This is a genomic window from Streptomyces sp. RPT161, from assembly GCF_027533845.1.
Classification (GTDB): domain Bacteria; phylum Actinomycetota; class Actinomycetes; order Streptomycetales; family Streptomycetaceae; genus Streptantibioticus_A; species Streptantibioticus_A silvisoli_A.
The window spans coordinates 1-15,310 of the sequence record NZ_JAPZVN010000044.1; the positions used below are offsets into that span (position 1 = coordinate 1).

Here is a 15,310-nt window from a genome sequence, read left to right on the forward strand (position 1 = left end):
GCAGAGCTGGGGTTGGCGGTCGAGCAGTCGATGGCGGCGAGGCTGGCGCGGACGAGCAGCGGTCATGCCGTTCGATTCAGGGCCTACATGGCGTAGACGAGCAGGGGAGGATCGTCGTGCTCGTAGGGATCGTTGCGGGGCCCAGGCGCTTCTCCCTCCAGGGGGTGACAGGTCAGCTCGGGTGGCGAGCTGGGCTCGAGGAATCTCTGACCCGGTTACGGATCGCCATGCGTCGGGATCTCGAGGTGGATCATCTGTCCTCGTAGGCAAAGGCCGTGTTTGCGAAGACCGCGGCCAGCGTGCGGGGGTGCACCATGCCGTACATGGCTCCGTTGCTGCCACGGATAGCGGGGAGCAGAATTCTGAGCCGCTCCCCTCCGACATCCAGTTGGGGGACCACGCCGTTGAGGCTGGCGGAATTGAGCGACGGAGTCGGATCCTAGTAGGTTGGGTGGCACTGATCGTGTAGGGGGAAAGTCGACTGTGAGTGACCGCGGCGGCAAGGACCTTGGGGTCGATCCTGAGGCGTTGAAGGAGACCGCTGAGGGGTTGACCAAGGTGTTGGCGGAACTGAAGAAGCTGGGCATCGTTGAGACTGCTGAGCTTGGCCGGGGTTTCTCGCAGATCGAGCTGACGGGGATGACTTTGGGCCATTCGGGGCTGACGTCGGCGTTGAAGACGTTCGGCGACCGCTGGGAGTGGGGGGTGCGTGCCCTCGTCCACGACGGGAACCAGTTCGCGCTGCGACTGCACCTCGCGGCTGGGAGCTTCTATGAGGAAGACAAGTACATCGAGGGGAAGTTCAAGAACGTTGTGACTGCCGCGATGGGTAACCCTGACCTGACCGATGATCAGGTGTCGAAGGAGTCGTGGGACCAGGTCTGGGGAGACAACCCCATCAGTCAGGTCCAGCACGCCGACTACAGTACGCACTCCTTGCTTAAGGCCCAGACCGACAGTGAGAAGGTCTGGAAGGCCGAGGGCAAGGACTGGCTGCAGTCGAACCCTGTGGCGCGCACCATGCGGACTCTCAACGAGCTCACCTCTGATGACTCATCGGGCTCCAAATAACACGCGAACAAAGTTACTTGGGTGGGACACGGTGGGGAGTAGTGGCCGGTGAGCGGCTTCATGGACGATCTCAACCATCTCGGGGATGGCGCTGAGCACCTTCTCGACAAGGGGAAGAAGGTTGTCGGCGAAGCTGTGGATGGCGTCGCGCACGGGGTGGGCGATGTCTTCAACGCGGTGGGGTTGCAGTCGGCAGCGCGGGATGTGGACGGGTTCGGTGACCGTGTCGCTGACTCCTTGGGCGCAGAGGTGCCCGAGATGTCGCTCGATGAGGCCAAGGTCGCCTCAGATCTGGTCCATGGAAACCCCGGGGCGATTCGCGATAGCGCCCACACTCTGGACACGTTCGCTGACGCGTTCAGCGAGACGGGCCATGGCCTGCAACGGCTGGATCCGCAGCATTGGAAGGGTGAGGCGGCCGACGCGTTCCGGCAACGGTTCACTCCACACCCCAAGCAGTGGTTGACCGCGGCCGAGTCATGTGGCGCTGCGAGCAAGCAACTACTGAGCTTCGCGCATACGGTGGAATGGGCACAGGAAAAGGCCCACCAGGCGCTCGAGATGTACAAGGCGGCCAAGAAGAAGTCGCAGGATGCCCGCTCCGCGTACAACAAGCAGGTCGACAAGTACAACGCCAGCCTCGAGTTGTCCATCACCTCAGCGGACGCCCCGCCCAGGCCGGGGCCGTTTCACGATCCCGGGGAAGCCGGGATGAAGGCTGCTCAGGAGATCCTCGACGAGGCGCGAAGGCAACGGGACGCCGAGGGTGACGCGGCTATGGCCGCCATCACGCGGGCTGCGGAACAGGCCCCGGCCGCACCGACGTTCCTCGACCGGATGAGCGGTGACTACCAGGACGTGATGCTCGGCGGCGGGCTGCTCTACTCCCACTTCGGCGCGGGATTCGTCGGTGCAGGCGCGGACTTTATGAAGTTCGTCCGCTCGGTCAATCCGGACGACCCATACAACCTGACCCATCCCGCCATGTTTCTGGCGCACACCAACGAGGTTGCGGCGGGGTTGCTGCATGACGGTAACCACCCTGCTGACCTGGTCAAATCAGTTGTTGGTACGGGGTGGGGCAGCGACCCCGGCGACGCGGCTGGCGCATTCACCTTCAATGCCGGCTCGGCTCTTGTCACCGATGGTGCCAGTGCTCCGGAATCCACGACGGTCGACATCGCTCAGAACGTGAGCAAGGACGTCGCGACGGAGACCGAGCAGCGAGCCGCCCAGGCGGCTCGGGAGAATGTCGAGGATCCCAAGAAGGCCGGAAATCCCGACAAGACGGAGTGTGGCGACCCCGTAGATGTCGCTACGGGCGTCGTGTCGATGCGGCAGACCGATGTGGAACTGCCCGGTGCGCTCCCGTTGTTGATCGAGCGGACGCACCTGTCGACCTACCGCACGGGCCACTGGTTCGGCACGTCCTGGGCTTCGACCCTCGATCAGCGCTTGGAGGTCGACAACGAAGGGGTGGTCTACACCAGCCCGGACGGTCTGCTGCTGGTCTACCCCATCCCTCAACCTGGCGCCCCCGTCCTGCCGGTCGCGGGCCCGCGCTGGCCGCTCACTTGGGATGGCAGTCCGGGCGGCGCGATGCGCATCGACCTGCCGCAGGCGGGCCGTAGCCTGGAGTTCGTCCCGCTCGCGAAGGCCGCGGCAGGAGCCCCCCTGGCGCTTGCGCTGCACGCCATCACCGACCGCACCGGCCACCGCATCGACTTCTTCTACGACGACAACGGCGCTCCGGAGCAGCTCGTCCACAGCGGCGGGTACCGCATCGCGATCGACACCGAAGCCTCCCGCGTCACCGCCCTGCGCCTGCTCCACGCCGACGGCACCGACACCGAGCTCATGCGGTACGGCTACGACGCGGCCGGCGATCTGACCGAGGTCATCAACTCCAGCGGTACGCCCCTGCGGTTCGGCTACGACACACAAGGCCGACTTGCCTCCTGGACGGACCGCAACGGCACCACCTTCACCTACACCTACGACGAGCGCGGCCGTTGCGTGCAGACCGACGGTTCCGACGGCTTCATGTCCGGCCGCATGGTCTACGACGAGCCATCCCGCACGACCCACTACACCAACTCCCTCGGCCATACCACCACCTACCGTTACAACTCCGCGTACAAGCTCATATCCGAGACCAACCCACTCGGCCACACCACGCACAAAGAATGGGACGCGGACGAGCACCTCCTGCTCGCCGAGACCAACGCACTCGGCCACACCACTCGCTATACCTATGACGCCAACGGCGACCTCACCGTCATCCAACTCCCGGACGGCCGCCAGGCCCGCGCCACCTACAACGCCCTGCGCCTGCCCGTAGAGGTGATCGAGCCAGGCGGCGCCGTCTGGCGGCACACCTACGACGACCGGGGCAACCGTCTCAGCACGACGGACCCGACGGGTGCCGAGACCCACTACGCATACGACGAGCTGGGCCACCTGACGGCGGTGACGGACGCACTCGGCCACACCCAGCGCATCACCTGCGACGCAGCCGGGCTACCGCTGTCCATCACCGACCCGCTGGGCAACACCACCACCATCACCCGCGACGCCTTCGGACGCGCCGTGCAGATCACCGATCCGCTCGGCCACTCGACTCACCTCGGCTGGACGGTCGAAGGCAAACCCGCTTGGCGGGAACACCCCGACGGCACGCGTGAGACCTGGGAATGGGACGGCGAGGGAAACCTCCTCACCCACACCGACCCGGCAGGCAACACCACCCACCACACCACCACCCACTTCGACCTCACCGCATCCCGCACCGATCCCGACGGGAGGGTCTACGACTTCACCTACGACACCGAACTCCGCCTGACCGGCGTAACCAACCCCCAGGGCCTGACCTGGTCCTACACATACGACGCGGCGGGACGGCTGGTAGCCGAGACCGATTTCAACGGCCGCACCCTCACCTACACGCACGACGCGGCAGGCCAGCTCTCCTCCCGCACCAACGGCGCAGGCGAAACCCTCACCTTCACCCGCGACCCGCTGGGCCGCACCACCGCCACAACAACGGACGATGGCACACAGGCAACCTTCGCCTACGACGCCGCCGGCCGCCTCACTCGCGCCGCCAACCCCGACACAGAACTCATTTGGCAGCGCGACGAGCTCGGTCGTGTACTGGCTGAAACCACCAACGGCCGCACCGTCACCTACCGGTACGACGCCTTGGGCCAGTGCACCGAGCGCACGACTCCCGGCGGGACGGTCTCTCGCTGGACCTACGACCCGGAAGGCCGCCCCACCCAACTCCACACCAGCGCGGGTTCGCTCACCTTCACCTACGACGCCGCGGGCCGGGAGACAGAACGCCGCATAGGCGACGGAGTCCGCCTCACCCAAATCTGGGACTCCGCAGACCGCCTCTCCGCCCAGTCACTCACCCGCTTCACGGATACCGAGCAGCCCCTCCTCCAACACCGCACCTACGCCTACGGCGCCGATAGCCTTCTCGTCGAAATCCGTGAACTCACCTCTGGAACCCGCCACTTCAGTCTCAGCAAGACCGGTCGGGTCACCACCGTAACCGCCCACGGTTGGCGCGAAACTTACACCTACGACGAAGCAGGCAACCTCACCCACGCAACGGCCCCTGATCACCCGGCCGAAGGCGCCCGCGAATTCGCCGGCACTCTCATCCGCCGCGCCGGGCGCACCACGTACGCACACGACCCCCAAGGCCGTCTGATCCGCAAAACCCGCAAACTCCTCAACGGCCAAACTCATACCTGGCACTTCACCTGGAACCCTGAAGACCGCCTCACCGACGCCACAACCCCCAACGGCGACCACTGGCATTACATCTACGACCCTCTGGGTCGACGCACAACCAAGCAATGCCTCGCCGAAGACGGCACCATCACGGAAGAAACCACATTCACGTGGGATGGAACCCGCATAGTCGAACAAACCACCAACAACGGCCCCACAACAACCTGGGACTACGCCCCAGACACGCACCGCCCACTGGCTCAAACCGACTGCGGCGCCCCCGTCGATCCAACGTCCTTGATCGCACGGCTTGGCCAACCCTCCCGCTTCCACGCCGTCATCACCGACCTCACGGGCACGCCCACAGAACTTGTCACTCCCGACGGAAAGATTTCTTGGCAAACTCGCTCAACACTGTGGGGAACCCGACTCCCCGTGCCAGCACATGACTCCAATGTTGAATGCCCACTACGCTTCCCGGGCCAATATGAGGACGCCGAAACCGGCCTGAATTACAACTACTTCCGGTACTACGACCCGGAGACCGCGCGGTACACCACGCCGGATCCCCTCGGGCTCGCCCCGGCTCCAAACCATCACGCCTACGTCAGGAACCCCCTGCTTCAATCCGATCCGCTGGGCTTGGAAGCGTGCCAGGACCACTCTGGAGAATCGTTTGGTCCTGATCCTCATGCCGGAACACGGGACGCGGCAAAGCTCCTGCAAGACGCAGGCGTTCCACGGGAATTCCGAAAGCAGGTGATGGACTCCTTCGAACCGGGAACCATGAGGGTGAGAACTGTCGGAGATTCCGATTACGGAATGCGCTTCTACGACAACGAAAACGCATGGGCGCGAGGCCGCTACCTAACAACCCACTGGCCTGCAACCCGCGAAGAAATCGCCGTCAAGGCGCAGTGGAACCAATTCACCTACGTCAAGCAGTGGAAGATCCGGCCAGGCGCTCGGATTATCGAGGGACGGGTTGCACCACAGGGCATTGGCTATCCAGGTGGCGGTATGCAAACCTATGTCCTAGACCCTAATGGCGATCTCCTCGAACCATAGCTTGGGAGCATCATGCAAGATCCATTGCCGTCCGTAACTGCAGCCATCGAAGCCGTCGATGAAGAGCTTCAAGCGCACAAAGCAGGGCACGGCCATGTGAGTAACCCACCACAACTAACGAAATTTCGGCAGACCCTGGAATCGATGAAACACCAGATCGAGTCGAACGCGGTGCCCCCGCGCGCTCAGCGGCTAACGGGCATGGGACGTGTGATCGCCGACTCATGGCCATTTGATAGTGAGCTGGCGGCGCTCATCCTTGAAGCAGAGCGCCGATACTTGCGCATGTGAAGCTCGGGGTGGCCAGATCGGGGCGTATTCCTCCAGTACCGCGGTGGCCCGCGGACACAGAGGGGCGTTGCCACGTTGGATGGCGGGGATGGGATGATCTCGGATTGGCCGTGTCGGGAGGAATCGCAGGTGTCGTCCGTGCCGCCGTCGTATAAGGGCCAGATGACCCGGGCCCGGCTCGCTAAGGAGGTGTGGGACTACGAGCGGTACGCCGGGCACCGCGTCTGGGAAGGCGGCCGGGGCACGATCGGCAGGACGCACGACTTTTGGGCGCGCTAGCGCTACACCCGAAGCCAGCAGTTCCCTCCGCTGCACGTCGTCTTGGCGGGCAAGCCCGAGCACTTGCTCCAACGGCGCCTGAAGGCGCTCGCCAAGGCCGTCCAGGGCATCACCATCTCGGTGCTTGCCACCACGCTGCCGCGCCTGCAGCGTGTTGAGCCGTGGTACGAGATCGGTGTCGATGACCCCTACCGTCGGCGTGAGCGCTACCCGCAGGCGGTCCGCCGCTGAACGCGCAGGGTGGTACTGCGGGGATGGATCCGCTGATGCCTTCGTGGTGCCGCCCAGGCCTCTGTTGAGGCGTCCTGACCTGCGGTGGTGAGTTTCCGTGCGGGCAACTCACCATCGGCGGTGCTGCACTCACCACGACAAGCCAGAACTCACCACCGTGTCAGTGGCCAGTTGGAATTGCCCAGCGGCGGCCAGTTCGCGGGGAGTTGTCTGGCCACCAGTGCTTACCGTACGTGAGTGTGGGCCGGAAGGGATCGGCACCAGGTGCCTCATCTGTCAGGGCGCCTGGGTGATGTTCATATGGTGTGACGAGGAAGCTGCCCGGCGCTTGCGGCTTTGAGGAACTGAAGGATGCGGTTGTTGACGTATTCCGGATGTTCGATGGAGGGGCCATGCCGCGTGTCGGCGACGAGCTCGACGTCCACGTTCGGCATGAGCCGTTGTGCCCGGTCGCGTGTTGGTGCGGCGTGGAGCAGTGGGCTGCGGTCGCCGATCAAGAGCAGGGTTGGCGTACGGACGGCACTGAGTTCTTTATCGGTCAGAGGGAGTGGGGCCGGGCGGCGCACGCGGTAGGTGCGGGCGCCCAGGAGGATGGAACGCTTCAACTCGGGATAGTCCAGGACGGGGTTGGAGAGTTTGCTGGATAGGTTGGGGAAGAGGCGACGTGGTAGCAGCCCGGCCAGGCCATTGATGATCAACCAGGTGTAGAAACGGGCGCCGACCTTCTCGAAGCCGCCCGGGTCGAGAAGGGTCGAGGTGGCGATACGGCTCGGCGAGTGGAGTGTCTGGTTCAAGGCCAGCCAGCCCCCGTAGGAGGAGCCGATCAGATGGACCTGGGTGAGTCCGAGGCCGTCGAGGACCTCGTCCAACCATGCGGCACTGGCTTCTGGTTCGAAGATAGGACGGTGCTGCACGCTGCGTCCGGGGTCACCGGGGGTGTCGACTGCGTAGACGGGGTGGTGTGCGCTGAGCGCGGCGACGTTGGGGAACCACATCGTCGAACTACCGCCGGAGCCGTGCAGCAGCACGATCGGCTCCGCGCCGTCCGGGCCGCAGCGGTGGACGTGGGTGGTGGCGAAGCTTGTTTCGACATCCAACTCCTGCCTGGGACAGGGCCACAGCCCCATGGCGTCGTCGTACGCGGCCAGGAACTTCTCCCTGGCCGCCTCGCTGGTGAAGCGTCCTACGCCTTGGGTGGTGCTGCTTCGGGCCATGACGTGCTCCCCACTCGTCGGCTCGGGTTCAACACTGCTGACACAGTTTTACCATATGGCGGTATAGTAAAAGCATGCCGAAGCGGGTTGACCACGAGCAACGACGAAGCGAGATCGCCGAAGCACTTGTGCGGTGCGCCAGCGCAAGAGGGCTGCACGCCATCGTGATGCGGGATGTGGCGGAAGAGGCGGGGGTCTCGGTCCCCCTGATCCAGTACTACTTCAAGACCAAGGAACAGCTACTGCACTTCGCACTGGGCTATCTCGCCCAGCGGATGGGCGAGCGGGTACGGGACCGTATCCGGGCCAACGGCGCGTCACCGACCCCGCGCACCGTCATCGAGACCACCCTGGCTGAGGCGCTGCCCACGGACGAGGAAAGCCGCACCTTCCACCTCGTCTACACCTCCTACGCCACCCTGGCGCTGACCGATCCGACGCTCGCCACCCAGCCGCTGTTGCGCGATCCCAACGCCATGGAGGACTTCCTCATCGCCCAGTTGACCGCGGCACGCGACGCCGGACACACCTCCCAACGCCTTGATCTGCGAGCCGAGGTGGTGGGGCTGCTCGCCATGTCCGCAGGGCTCGGAACCAGCGTCCTCGTCGGACAGCGCACCGCGGAGGCCGCCTGGGACATCCTGCGCCACCACATCGACCGCGTCTTCACCCCGGACAGGCCGTCAGCTATCTGACCGCGCACCCATCCACACGACGCTCACACCCACACACACCGCAGACAAGAGACCAGACAGTGACCGAAGCAGACCGCCGACGCGGTAGCGAAGGATCTGCCCTCATCAAGCGTTACAGAATGTGACGACGTACCTCGCCATACGTGGGGAATTTCAGTTGACCGCCCACACCACCGCAGGTGGGCAATAAGCCCCGCGCCGGGCGGTGAATCGATGTCGCCGCTGGCTGGCAGCCCGTCAGGTTAGGCGTAGCGGGGCCGCGGATCGTGTGGAGGGCAAAGCCCCTGTGCCCAACGGGGCCGGGTCAGGCGCCAGAGCTATCAGCAGGACGGCGCCGACGACGAAGGCGAGTACGGTCAGTGCCGGGCGGAGGCTGCGGCCTGGCCCGGCACCGACCACGAACAGGGCGACGCTGACCACTGCCATCAAGGCCAGGACTGCGGGCCGTGCCACGATACGGTCGGAGGCACCGGCTGACCGTGCAGTCCAGGTGACCGAGTGGCCCACCACCAGACGAATCCCGGCGGTCAGCAGTGCCCAGACCATGCGGGCCGCCCAACGCATCACGGCGCCCAGCGCGTGCACTCACCGCCTCTAGCTGCGAACGTTGCGGGCAAGCCAGGGGCTGAGTGTGGTGCGCAAGATCAGCTCTTTATAGGTCTCATCCCTGGGCAACGGGACAATCAGCCACTGGCCAGGCGGGAAGAACCTCCCCTTTACGTAGGCCAGACCGCTATAGATAGACCGCAGGAACGCCGGGACAGCGTCCCGGGGAACGTCCTCGAAGTCCACGCCGTCGACAGTGATTTTCGCGTCGTCCTCCGGGAAGATCCGGACGGTTACGGCAGGAGAGCCCCCTAACTCGATGAATGCCTCGTGCGGCAGCGAGCCGTCCGGGTCCAGGACTGTGAATGCCCCTACCGAGGCACGACGGGACGTCTGGTCTGCGCCGACGTCGTCGGTGACGGTCACCTCCAGGTTCTGCGCCTGCGCGATCTCACGTATCACCATGACAGCAGCCTCGGTGCTCGGCAGATGGGGATGCTCCATAGTCTCGATCATGCCCCACGGGTGGTGGTGCACCTCAACGTTCCTGGACACTGCGCAGCCGCCTGTTCAATTGGCGGTCCGCCATGTTCAGAAACAGGTACCGAGAGGCAAAGCCGCGCGGTCGCCCGGCAACATCCCCCGCACCATTCCCCGCACCATTCCCCGCGACATCCCCCGCACCGTTCCGGGGATGGGCCGTGTGTTTCCGCTGGTCAGCCTGCCTTTTCAGGGTTTGCCAAACGCTGACTTCCCCTCAACGACCGCCTCGCCCAGCAACAGGTGGAGGAAGGAAGGGGGGTGGGGTGCTGGCTGGGTGGTCTCGGGGAAGGCTGCACCTGCGCTGCGCGTGGCCTAGTTGAGGTGGGCGTCGGCCTGGGGCCGCCGCGTGGATGGTCGGGGGCGGCGTTGGACGACGCTGTGAGCGCCCCTGGGCGGCCACCAGCTCGCGGCCGCGCGCGGTCCGGGATTCTTCCAGTCGCTTTCGGGTTGGAGCGTGGCAGCGGTGGCCGACGCCGATGAGTTCCGGGAGTTCGGCAAGGGTCCGGTGTCAGTGGCCTGGTCTACGGTCTGGGTGTCCTTTTCAGGACCGCTCCGCTCTCGCCTGGCCTCCAACAGCGGCCAGGCGAGAGCGGAGGTGCTCGCCTCAACATTTCGGCACGGAGGCGGGCTCTCCCGGATGGAGACCGACACCAGGGGTGTCCTGCTTCCATTGACGGGGGTCGGCGGCGGGATTGCAAGGAAAACCGGGAACTTCTACCCGGTAGACGCACCATAGGGCGCTGTACCTGCGCCCCAAACGGTCACCCGTGCGCGCCTGCAGGGCGATCGAGGACTGTCATTGTTCCGTAAATCCATGATCACGTGGCGTAGCAACTCCCCTTCGCTCCATGCTGGTTGCTCTCCCGAAGGGCGGCGGTTCGGCACCCGCTGTCCCCGGGCTCCCTGCACGGCTTTCGGATGGGTCGTGCTGGCATCGACCGGCATCAGGAGCTTGGATGGCGCGCAAGCAGATACTGATCATCGTCGCGACGCTGACGGTGTTCGCATGGAGTGTGGTGATGGTGGCGGTCGGCCAGGTGGCCGCGATCGCCACGCTCGCCCCGGTCCTTGGGCTGACGGTGCAGCAGATCGCGCGTTCGGTACGTTCGCAGACTGAGCCGGCCTCCGGCCACCGCGTGGCCGCCGTCCCGGATAAGGAGGCCGGCGCCCTGTGACGACGTCCTTCGAGTCGCCGGAACCTTCCGCGACACCCGTCCCTGTGCGTCCCGGGCGCAAGCTCGGGCCGATCGCGGACAATGTGGGCAGCGCCCATCGTGCCTGGCTTGAGCCGATGCGCGACAGCTACCTGCACAGCGGTCTGCCCCTGAGCGAGCTCAGCGCTCGTGTCCGGCTCGCGAAGTCCAAGCTGTCGGAGTTGCTGCGCGGGACCGGGCTGTATCCGCGATGGGAGATCATCTACAGCCTGTCCGTCGAGCTGAAGTTGCCCAGCACACCCCTGTACAGGCTGTGGCGGCAGGCAGCGTTCGAGGCACACAAGTCCAGCGAGTGGGTGGAACGTTCCACCCGGCAGGCCACCGTGACCACAGCGCACATGCCTCCACCCTTCCACCTCCCCGCGTTCCGCGAGCTGGTGGAGAGCCACTACCGCCTCTACGCCCAAGTCTTCCTCGACGACGACCAGCGCGACGCCGCCGTCTCCGACACCTTCGACCTTCTCTGGCTGGGCTGGAACGAGGCACTCGCCAGCCCCGACACCCGGCGGTACGCCTGGCAGGTCCTGCGCGCCACGGTCATGTCCAAAACCCCGCATCTGGACGGGCGACCCGAGCTCGCGCGGGCCGCCTTCGACACCATCGCCCTGCAGTCCCTGACCACCGACACCGACCGCATGGACCAACTGACCGAGAGCCTGGAGCTGTTCAAGGCCATGAGCCGCCTGCCCGACCAGCAACTCGACGTCATGGTGCTGCGCCGCCTGTGCGGAGCCTCCCCCGAGCAGGCCTCAGACCTCCTGGGCGTCCCGCTGGTCACCGTGCAGTCCGACGAGCGTCACGCCGTCCACTTCCTGGAGAGCGTCCTGTGCCCGCCGCCCGAGACCGAAGGAAACCCCGCATGACCCGTATCGAAGAGATCCTCTCCAGGGCCCTGCTGGTCCGCGACCGCACGGTGCCCCGCGACATCATCCCCTCCTCCACCCCGGCAACAACCCCCCAGGCCAACCCGGCAAAGCCCCGTCAACTCAACGCCGCCGCCGACGAACTGCGCGCACTGTGCGAAACCCTCGTCCTCCACACCCCCGCCACCACCATCGACCAGTTCGTCACCGACCAGGTGCCCGAACCCTCCAGCGCCCTGATCCTCGGCTGCGTCCTGCAACTGACCGACACCGACGACGGCGCACGCTTTTGGTGGCAGTACGCAGCCGGCGCCGGACAAGCCGTCGCCGCATACTGCCTCTATCTCCACCACCTGGCCCAAGGCGAAAGCGATGCAGCCGACTGGTGGCACCGCCAGACCGACGACGCCCAGCCCTCACCCGAACCCCCCACTCAACAACACCACTCAAGCCCGGAGTCCTTCTGCTCCTGGTGCCCATCCCAACACCGAGTCACCAACAGCTCCACCACCACGATCCTGCGCGTCCTACGCCACCTCGCGAAGTCCACCACCCGCCCCCGCTCCGCCACGGTCACCGAACTCATGGACTACGTCTCCACCGCGGTCGCCATCGGCTACCTCCACCAACCCGAGATGGAGCTACCCACACCCGGACCCGACTTCGCCCACCGGATCAGCACCCTCCTCGCCGTTGCCGCCAACTGCTCCGACATCCCCAACAGCCTCCCCGCCCGCCTGGACCCCCGCCGCCGCGCCCCACGCGACACCCACCAGAGCACCCCCCGTCGACCCACCACCGAGCCAGTGCGCCCGCAGATGGGAGAGACCGCCACACGGTAAGAGCGCCGTCGACTCCGGACACTGGAGTCACGGTCCCTTGCTCACCTGGTCGGACTAGCTCGCCCTCGGCCCGTGCCGGAATGGAGCGTGCGGGATAGGCCCCGGTCCCCGCCTGCGGCGGGACGCAGTACGGTCGGGGCCGCTCCCGCGCACGACGACTTCGGTCCAGCCCGAGGTCGGACAGGGCCCGGAGCCTGTCGGTGGTGAGCTTGGCGCGCCTCGATGGCCCAGCCGGTGTTCGCGGTCTGGAGGCCCGCGCAGGCGTGCCTGGCGCTGGCTCGCCCGAATGCGAGGTCTCTGCTGCTTGACGTTCGGTGGTGCGTCGATGGACGGTAATCTCAAACGGCAGCCGGGAGCTCAGGCGACCGCAACGGCGGCCGGTGGCCGCCGCACTGTTCCCAGGGCGGAAGGCTCCCGTTCGACCGGGTGCCCTCGGTCTTCCCGGTCTCGGCCGGCAGCCCGATCCTCGGAACGATCTGCTTGGCCCGGGCCGGCCCGGGCGCGTCCACCACCACCTCCACGATGTCGCGGTACACCCGCGGCAGGACCTCCGGCCCCATCCCCGGCTGCCAGTTCGGCACCGTCAGCAAGCCGATGACCTGCCGCTCGGCCCCCGCATACGCCAGCGCCACACGCTCACCCGCAGCAGGCAGCCCGGCATCGACGGTCCGAACGCAGCCCCGACGGCCCCGGCCGACCAGCGCAGCCGGCTCACGTGACAGCGACCGCTTCAGCTTCAGCAGGGCGTGCGGAGTTGGGAGGGGAACCCGGTCCAGCGCAGGTCGTCCGGCAGATGGCTCATGTCGTTGTAGACCAGGACTGTTGCTGGCCGGGCCGGGGCATAGCGGATCACGGTGAGCGCCGCATTGGCGTGGTTGAGCCCCATCCAGCGCCACGCCGGGGCGTCCATCGCGGCGCGCACCAGCCAGGCGATGAGAAACGCGTGGGTGACGACGAGGTCGTGACGAGGCGCATCCTCCTGGTCAACCAGCTCGGTGAAGTCTCTGACCGCCCGGCGGGCCAGCTCCGCGCCATGTGCACGCTCCTCAGCCGACACTGAGGCGAACCGCGCCGCCAAGGCGTCGGCGATCTCCGCCGGGAACTCGTCTGACTCCGGAATGTACGGAACGTAGTCGCCGGCTGCTTCGGACTCGCAGAGCGGCACCTCACCCAACTGCTCTCCGACCAGCCGAGCCGTCTGCACGGCGCGAGGCAACGGACCGTGGTGGACGGCCGCCAACGGTATGCCGTGCAAGCGCCTGCCCAGCAGCTCCGCCTGCCGTCGCCCAGCTTCTGTGAGCCCTCCCTCGTCGGGAGTGGCTTCGCCGTGGCGAGCGAGATAGAGGTATCGATCGTGCATGCCGAGGTGGACGCCGCCCCGCAAGCTCTGGTTCCTGTCTCCTCCTCACGTTCCCTTCAGCAGAGCCGCACCCAACTCAGTTGAGGGGGGGCGCCGAACCACTGGGGCAGCCGGCGAGCAGCCCGCCTGATGTGGGTGTGTCCAGCCAGTCGCTGACGCCTGCTGCGTTGAGTGCGCCGCACGTTGGTGACCCAGTTAGTCCGCAGGCACAGCTACATGCCGAAGTGACCCTCGGCCGCTGGCATGACGGCAGCTACACCCGCCGCTGGCCTTGCCGGTTAAAGCCAGTTGCGGCGGCGGTCGGCTGAGATGTTTTGTGAAAAGGCGAAAAGCGGCCCAGCTGCCGGTTCCGCGGGACGAGAATGTGGACGCACAGTGAAGATGACAGAAGGGGGGCGCGTGTTCGATAGGTGGTTGCAGCAGCAGCCGGTGGAGCAGCCGGAGGGCACGCTTACCTTCGAGGCCCTGACCGATGCCGGGTGGGTGCGCGAGGAAGAATTGCTAGATCAGCTCGGCCGCGAGGTCGCCCGCAACTATGTCGGCCCAGGTGAACTTGCCTTTGTCTTCGACGACCTCGGTGCGCCGGAGGTCGCCGACTACCTGCGCACCAACAAGTTTCCCGCCAGGACGATGACCCGGCACGGCGACTTCGGCGAGATCGTTACCGGCGCCCTGTACCGGAGGGTGCGCCGCTGGTGTGTCCCAGTGTTGAAGCTGCGGTACAAGCAGACCGCGGCCCAGGCGGTGCAGGGTACCGACGTACTGGCATTCCGTTTCCGCGACGATCCGCCCGTCGTCGCAGTGGCAGAGGTCAAGACCCGCTCGAGGCGTGACAAGCAGGTCGCTTCCGAGGCCAGCGAGAGCCTGGAGAAGGTGCTGGAGCGTCTGGATGAGAGCCTCGCTTTCCTGATGGCCCGCTGCGCTGACCGGCAACACTTCTTCCTGGCACGCCACTTGGGGGCGCTGCAGCGCCCTGGCGCCCGGCGCAAGATCCATCGGCACATCGTGTTCGTGCACGACGCTGACAAGTGGAACGACGACATGGTCACCCTGGTGGCTGGCGTCGTGACCCAGCCTACAGAGCTAACCGCAGTGAAGATCAAGGACTTGAAGGAGTTCGTCGCCCGGGTCTACTGGGTCGCCGAAGCTGGGCTTGCCCCGCGCACGCACGGTGGCGAAGCGGCGTGAGGGACTACAACGGCATCGTCCGACGGCTGGGCGAAGAAGCACTGACCGAGGGCGAGGCCCGGCCGATCCTGCGCGCCCAGCTGCGTTCCTAGGTGCTGAGCGAGCAGATCAGTCCCGAAGGCGGGAGCGCCAACTACACCTACACCACCGCCGAGCTCGGG

At 66.0% G+C, this 15,310-nt stretch carries 15 protein-coding genes; 10 read left to right on the plus strand and 5 right to left on the minus strand.

Annotation, left to right across the window (positions count from 1 at the left end):
- Positions 1–483: 483 nt before the first annotated feature.
- The 5 genes from O5O46_RS34520 to O5O46_RS34540 all read left to right on the plus strand — a co-directional run bounded on the left by O5O46_RS34520 (position 484) and on the right by O5O46_RS34540 (position 6,684).
- Positions 484–1,071 carry a hypothetical protein gene (locus O5O46_RS34520; RefSeq protein ID WP_269859638.1) on the plus strand — a complete coding sequence of 196 codons (588 nt, stop codon included), beginning with the start codon at positions 484–486 and terminating at the stop codon, positions 1,069–1,071.
- Between the two features lie 48 nt (positions 1,072–1,119).
- Entirely contained in the window at positions 1,120–5,883 is a 4,764-nt protein-coding gene (locus O5O46_RS34525) for a putative T7SS-secreted protein (RefSeq protein ID WP_269859639.1), read from the plus strand.
- A gap of 12 nt (positions 5,884–5,895) precedes the next feature.
- Entirely contained in the window at positions 5,896–6,174 is a 279-nt protein-coding gene (locus O5O46_RS34530; protein ID WP_269859640.1) for a hypothetical protein, read from the plus strand.
- A gap of 138 nt (positions 6,175–6,312) precedes the next feature.
- On the plus strand, positions 6,313–6,453 hold the full coding sequence (locus tag O5O46_RS34535) for a hypothetical protein (RefSeq protein ID WP_269859641.1): 141 nt from the start codon (positions 6,313–6,315) through the stop codon (positions 6,451–6,453).
- Positions 6,454–6,516: 63 nt separating this feature from the next.
- Entirely contained in the window at positions 6,517–6,684 is a 168-nt protein-coding gene (locus tag O5O46_RS34540; protein WP_269859642.1) for a hypothetical protein, read from the plus strand.
- A 296-nt stretch (positions 6,685–6,980) separates the two neighbouring features.
- On the opposite strand, the gene O5O46_RS34545 is transcribed toward O5O46_RS34540, so the two are convergent.
- Positions 6,981–7,898: an alpha/beta fold hydrolase gene (locus O5O46_RS34545; RefSeq protein WP_269859643.1), complete on the minus strand. Its 918-nt coding sequence runs from the start codon at positions 7,896–7,898 to the stop codon at positions 6,981–6,983.
- A 74-nt stretch (positions 7,899–7,972) separates the two neighbouring features.
- Between O5O46_RS34545 and O5O46_RS34550 the strand changes: the two genes are divergently transcribed.
- Entirely contained in the window at positions 7,973–8,593 is a 621-nt protein-coding gene (locus O5O46_RS34550; RefSeq protein WP_269859644.1) for a TetR/AcrR family transcriptional regulator, read from the plus strand.
- 237 nt (positions 8,594–8,830) lie between these two features.
- Here the strand turns inward: O5O46_RS34550 and O5O46_RS34555 are convergent, their stop codons facing one another.
- On the minus strand, positions 8,831–9,178 hold the full coding sequence (locus O5O46_RS34555; RefSeq protein ID WP_269859645.1) for a hypothetical protein: 348 nt from the start codon (positions 9,176–9,178) through the stop codon (positions 8,831–8,833).
- A gap of 9 nt (positions 9,179–9,187) precedes the next feature.
- Positions 9,188–9,643, minus strand: a complete 456-nt coding sequence (locus tag O5O46_RS34560) for a hypothetical protein (protein WP_269859651.1) — start codon at positions 9,641–9,643, stop codon at positions 9,188–9,190.
- Between the two features lie 995 nt (positions 9,644–10,638).
- Between O5O46_RS34560 and O5O46_RS34565 the strand changes: the two genes are divergently transcribed.
- From O5O46_RS34565 to O5O46_RS34575, 3 genes are read left to right on the plus strand one after another with little or no spacing between them, the layout of a single operon-like run.
- Positions 10,639–10,857, plus strand: coding sequence for a hypothetical protein (locus O5O46_RS34565; protein WP_269859646.1), 219 nt, complete (start codon positions 10,639–10,641; stop codon positions 10,855–10,857).
- Positions 10,854–11,759, plus strand: coding sequence for a sigma-70 family RNA polymerase sigma factor (locus O5O46_RS34570; RefSeq protein WP_269859647.1), 906 nt, complete (start codon positions 10,854–10,856; stop codon positions 11,757–11,759). The genes O5O46_RS34565 and O5O46_RS34570 overlap by 4 nt, the downstream gene beginning before the upstream one ends.
- A complete protein-coding gene (locus O5O46_RS34575; protein ID WP_269859648.1) occupies positions 11,756–12,601 on the plus strand; it encodes a hypothetical protein in 846 nt (281 codons plus the stop codon). Before O5O46_RS34570 ends, O5O46_RS34575 begins: the two co-directional genes overlap by 4 nt.
- A 338-nt stretch (positions 12,602–12,939) precedes the next feature.
- Here the strand turns inward: O5O46_RS34575 and O5O46_RS34580 are convergent, their stop codons facing one another.
- Complete coding sequence (locus O5O46_RS34580) at positions 12,940–13,233, minus strand: hypothetical protein (protein WP_269859649.1); 294 nt, start codon at positions 13,231–13,233, stop codon at positions 12,940–12,942.
- 104 nt (positions 13,234–13,337) lie between these two features.
- Positions 13,338–13,961, minus strand: a complete 624-nt coding sequence (locus O5O46_RS34585) for a histidine phosphatase family protein (RefSeq protein WP_269859650.1) — start codon at positions 13,959–13,961, stop codon at positions 13,338–13,340.
- Positions 13,962–14,342: 381 nt separating this feature from the next.
- Between O5O46_RS34585 and O5O46_RS34590 the strand changes: the two genes are divergently transcribed.
- A complete protein-coding gene (locus O5O46_RS34590; protein WP_269859652.1) occupies positions 14,343–15,149 on the plus strand; it encodes a Hachiman antiphage defense system protein HamA in 807 nt (268 codons plus the stop codon).
- Positions 15,150–15,310 lie beyond the last annotated feature (161 nt).

Bases quoted from the DNA above. Each gene is read 5' to 3' on its own strand.
- O5O46_RS34530 (WP_269859640.1), top strand. From the start codon at position 5,896: ATGCAAGATCCATTGCCGTCCGTAACTGCAGCCATCGAAGCCGTCGAT.
- O5O46_RS34545 (WP_269859643.1), bottom strand. From the start codon at position 7,898: ATGGCCCGAAGCAGCACCACCCAAGGCGTAGGACGCTTCACCAGCGAG.
- O5O46_RS34550 (WP_269859644.1), top strand. From the start codon at position 7,973: ATGCCGAAGCGGGTTGACCACGAGCAACGACGAAGCGAGATCGCCGAA.
- O5O46_RS34560 (WP_269859651.1), bottom strand. From the start codon at position 9,643: ATGGAGCATCCCCATCTGCCGAGCACCGAGGCTGCTGTCATGGTGATA.
- O5O46_RS34565 (WP_269859646.1), top strand. From the start codon at position 10,639: ATGGCGCGCAAGCAGATACTGATCATCGTCGCGACGCTGACGGTGTTC.
- O5O46_RS34575 (WP_269859648.1), top strand. From the start codon at position 11,756: ATGACCCGTATCGAAGAGATCCTCTCCAGGGCCCTGCTGGTCCGCGAC.
- O5O46_RS34585 (WP_269859650.1), bottom strand. From the start codon at position 13,961: ATGCACGATCGATACCTCTATCTCGCTCGCCACGGCGAAGCCACTCCC.
- O5O46_RS34590 (WP_269859652.1), top strand. From the start codon at position 14,343: ATGACAGAAGGGGGGCGCGTGTTCGATAGGTGGTTGCAGCAGCAGCCG.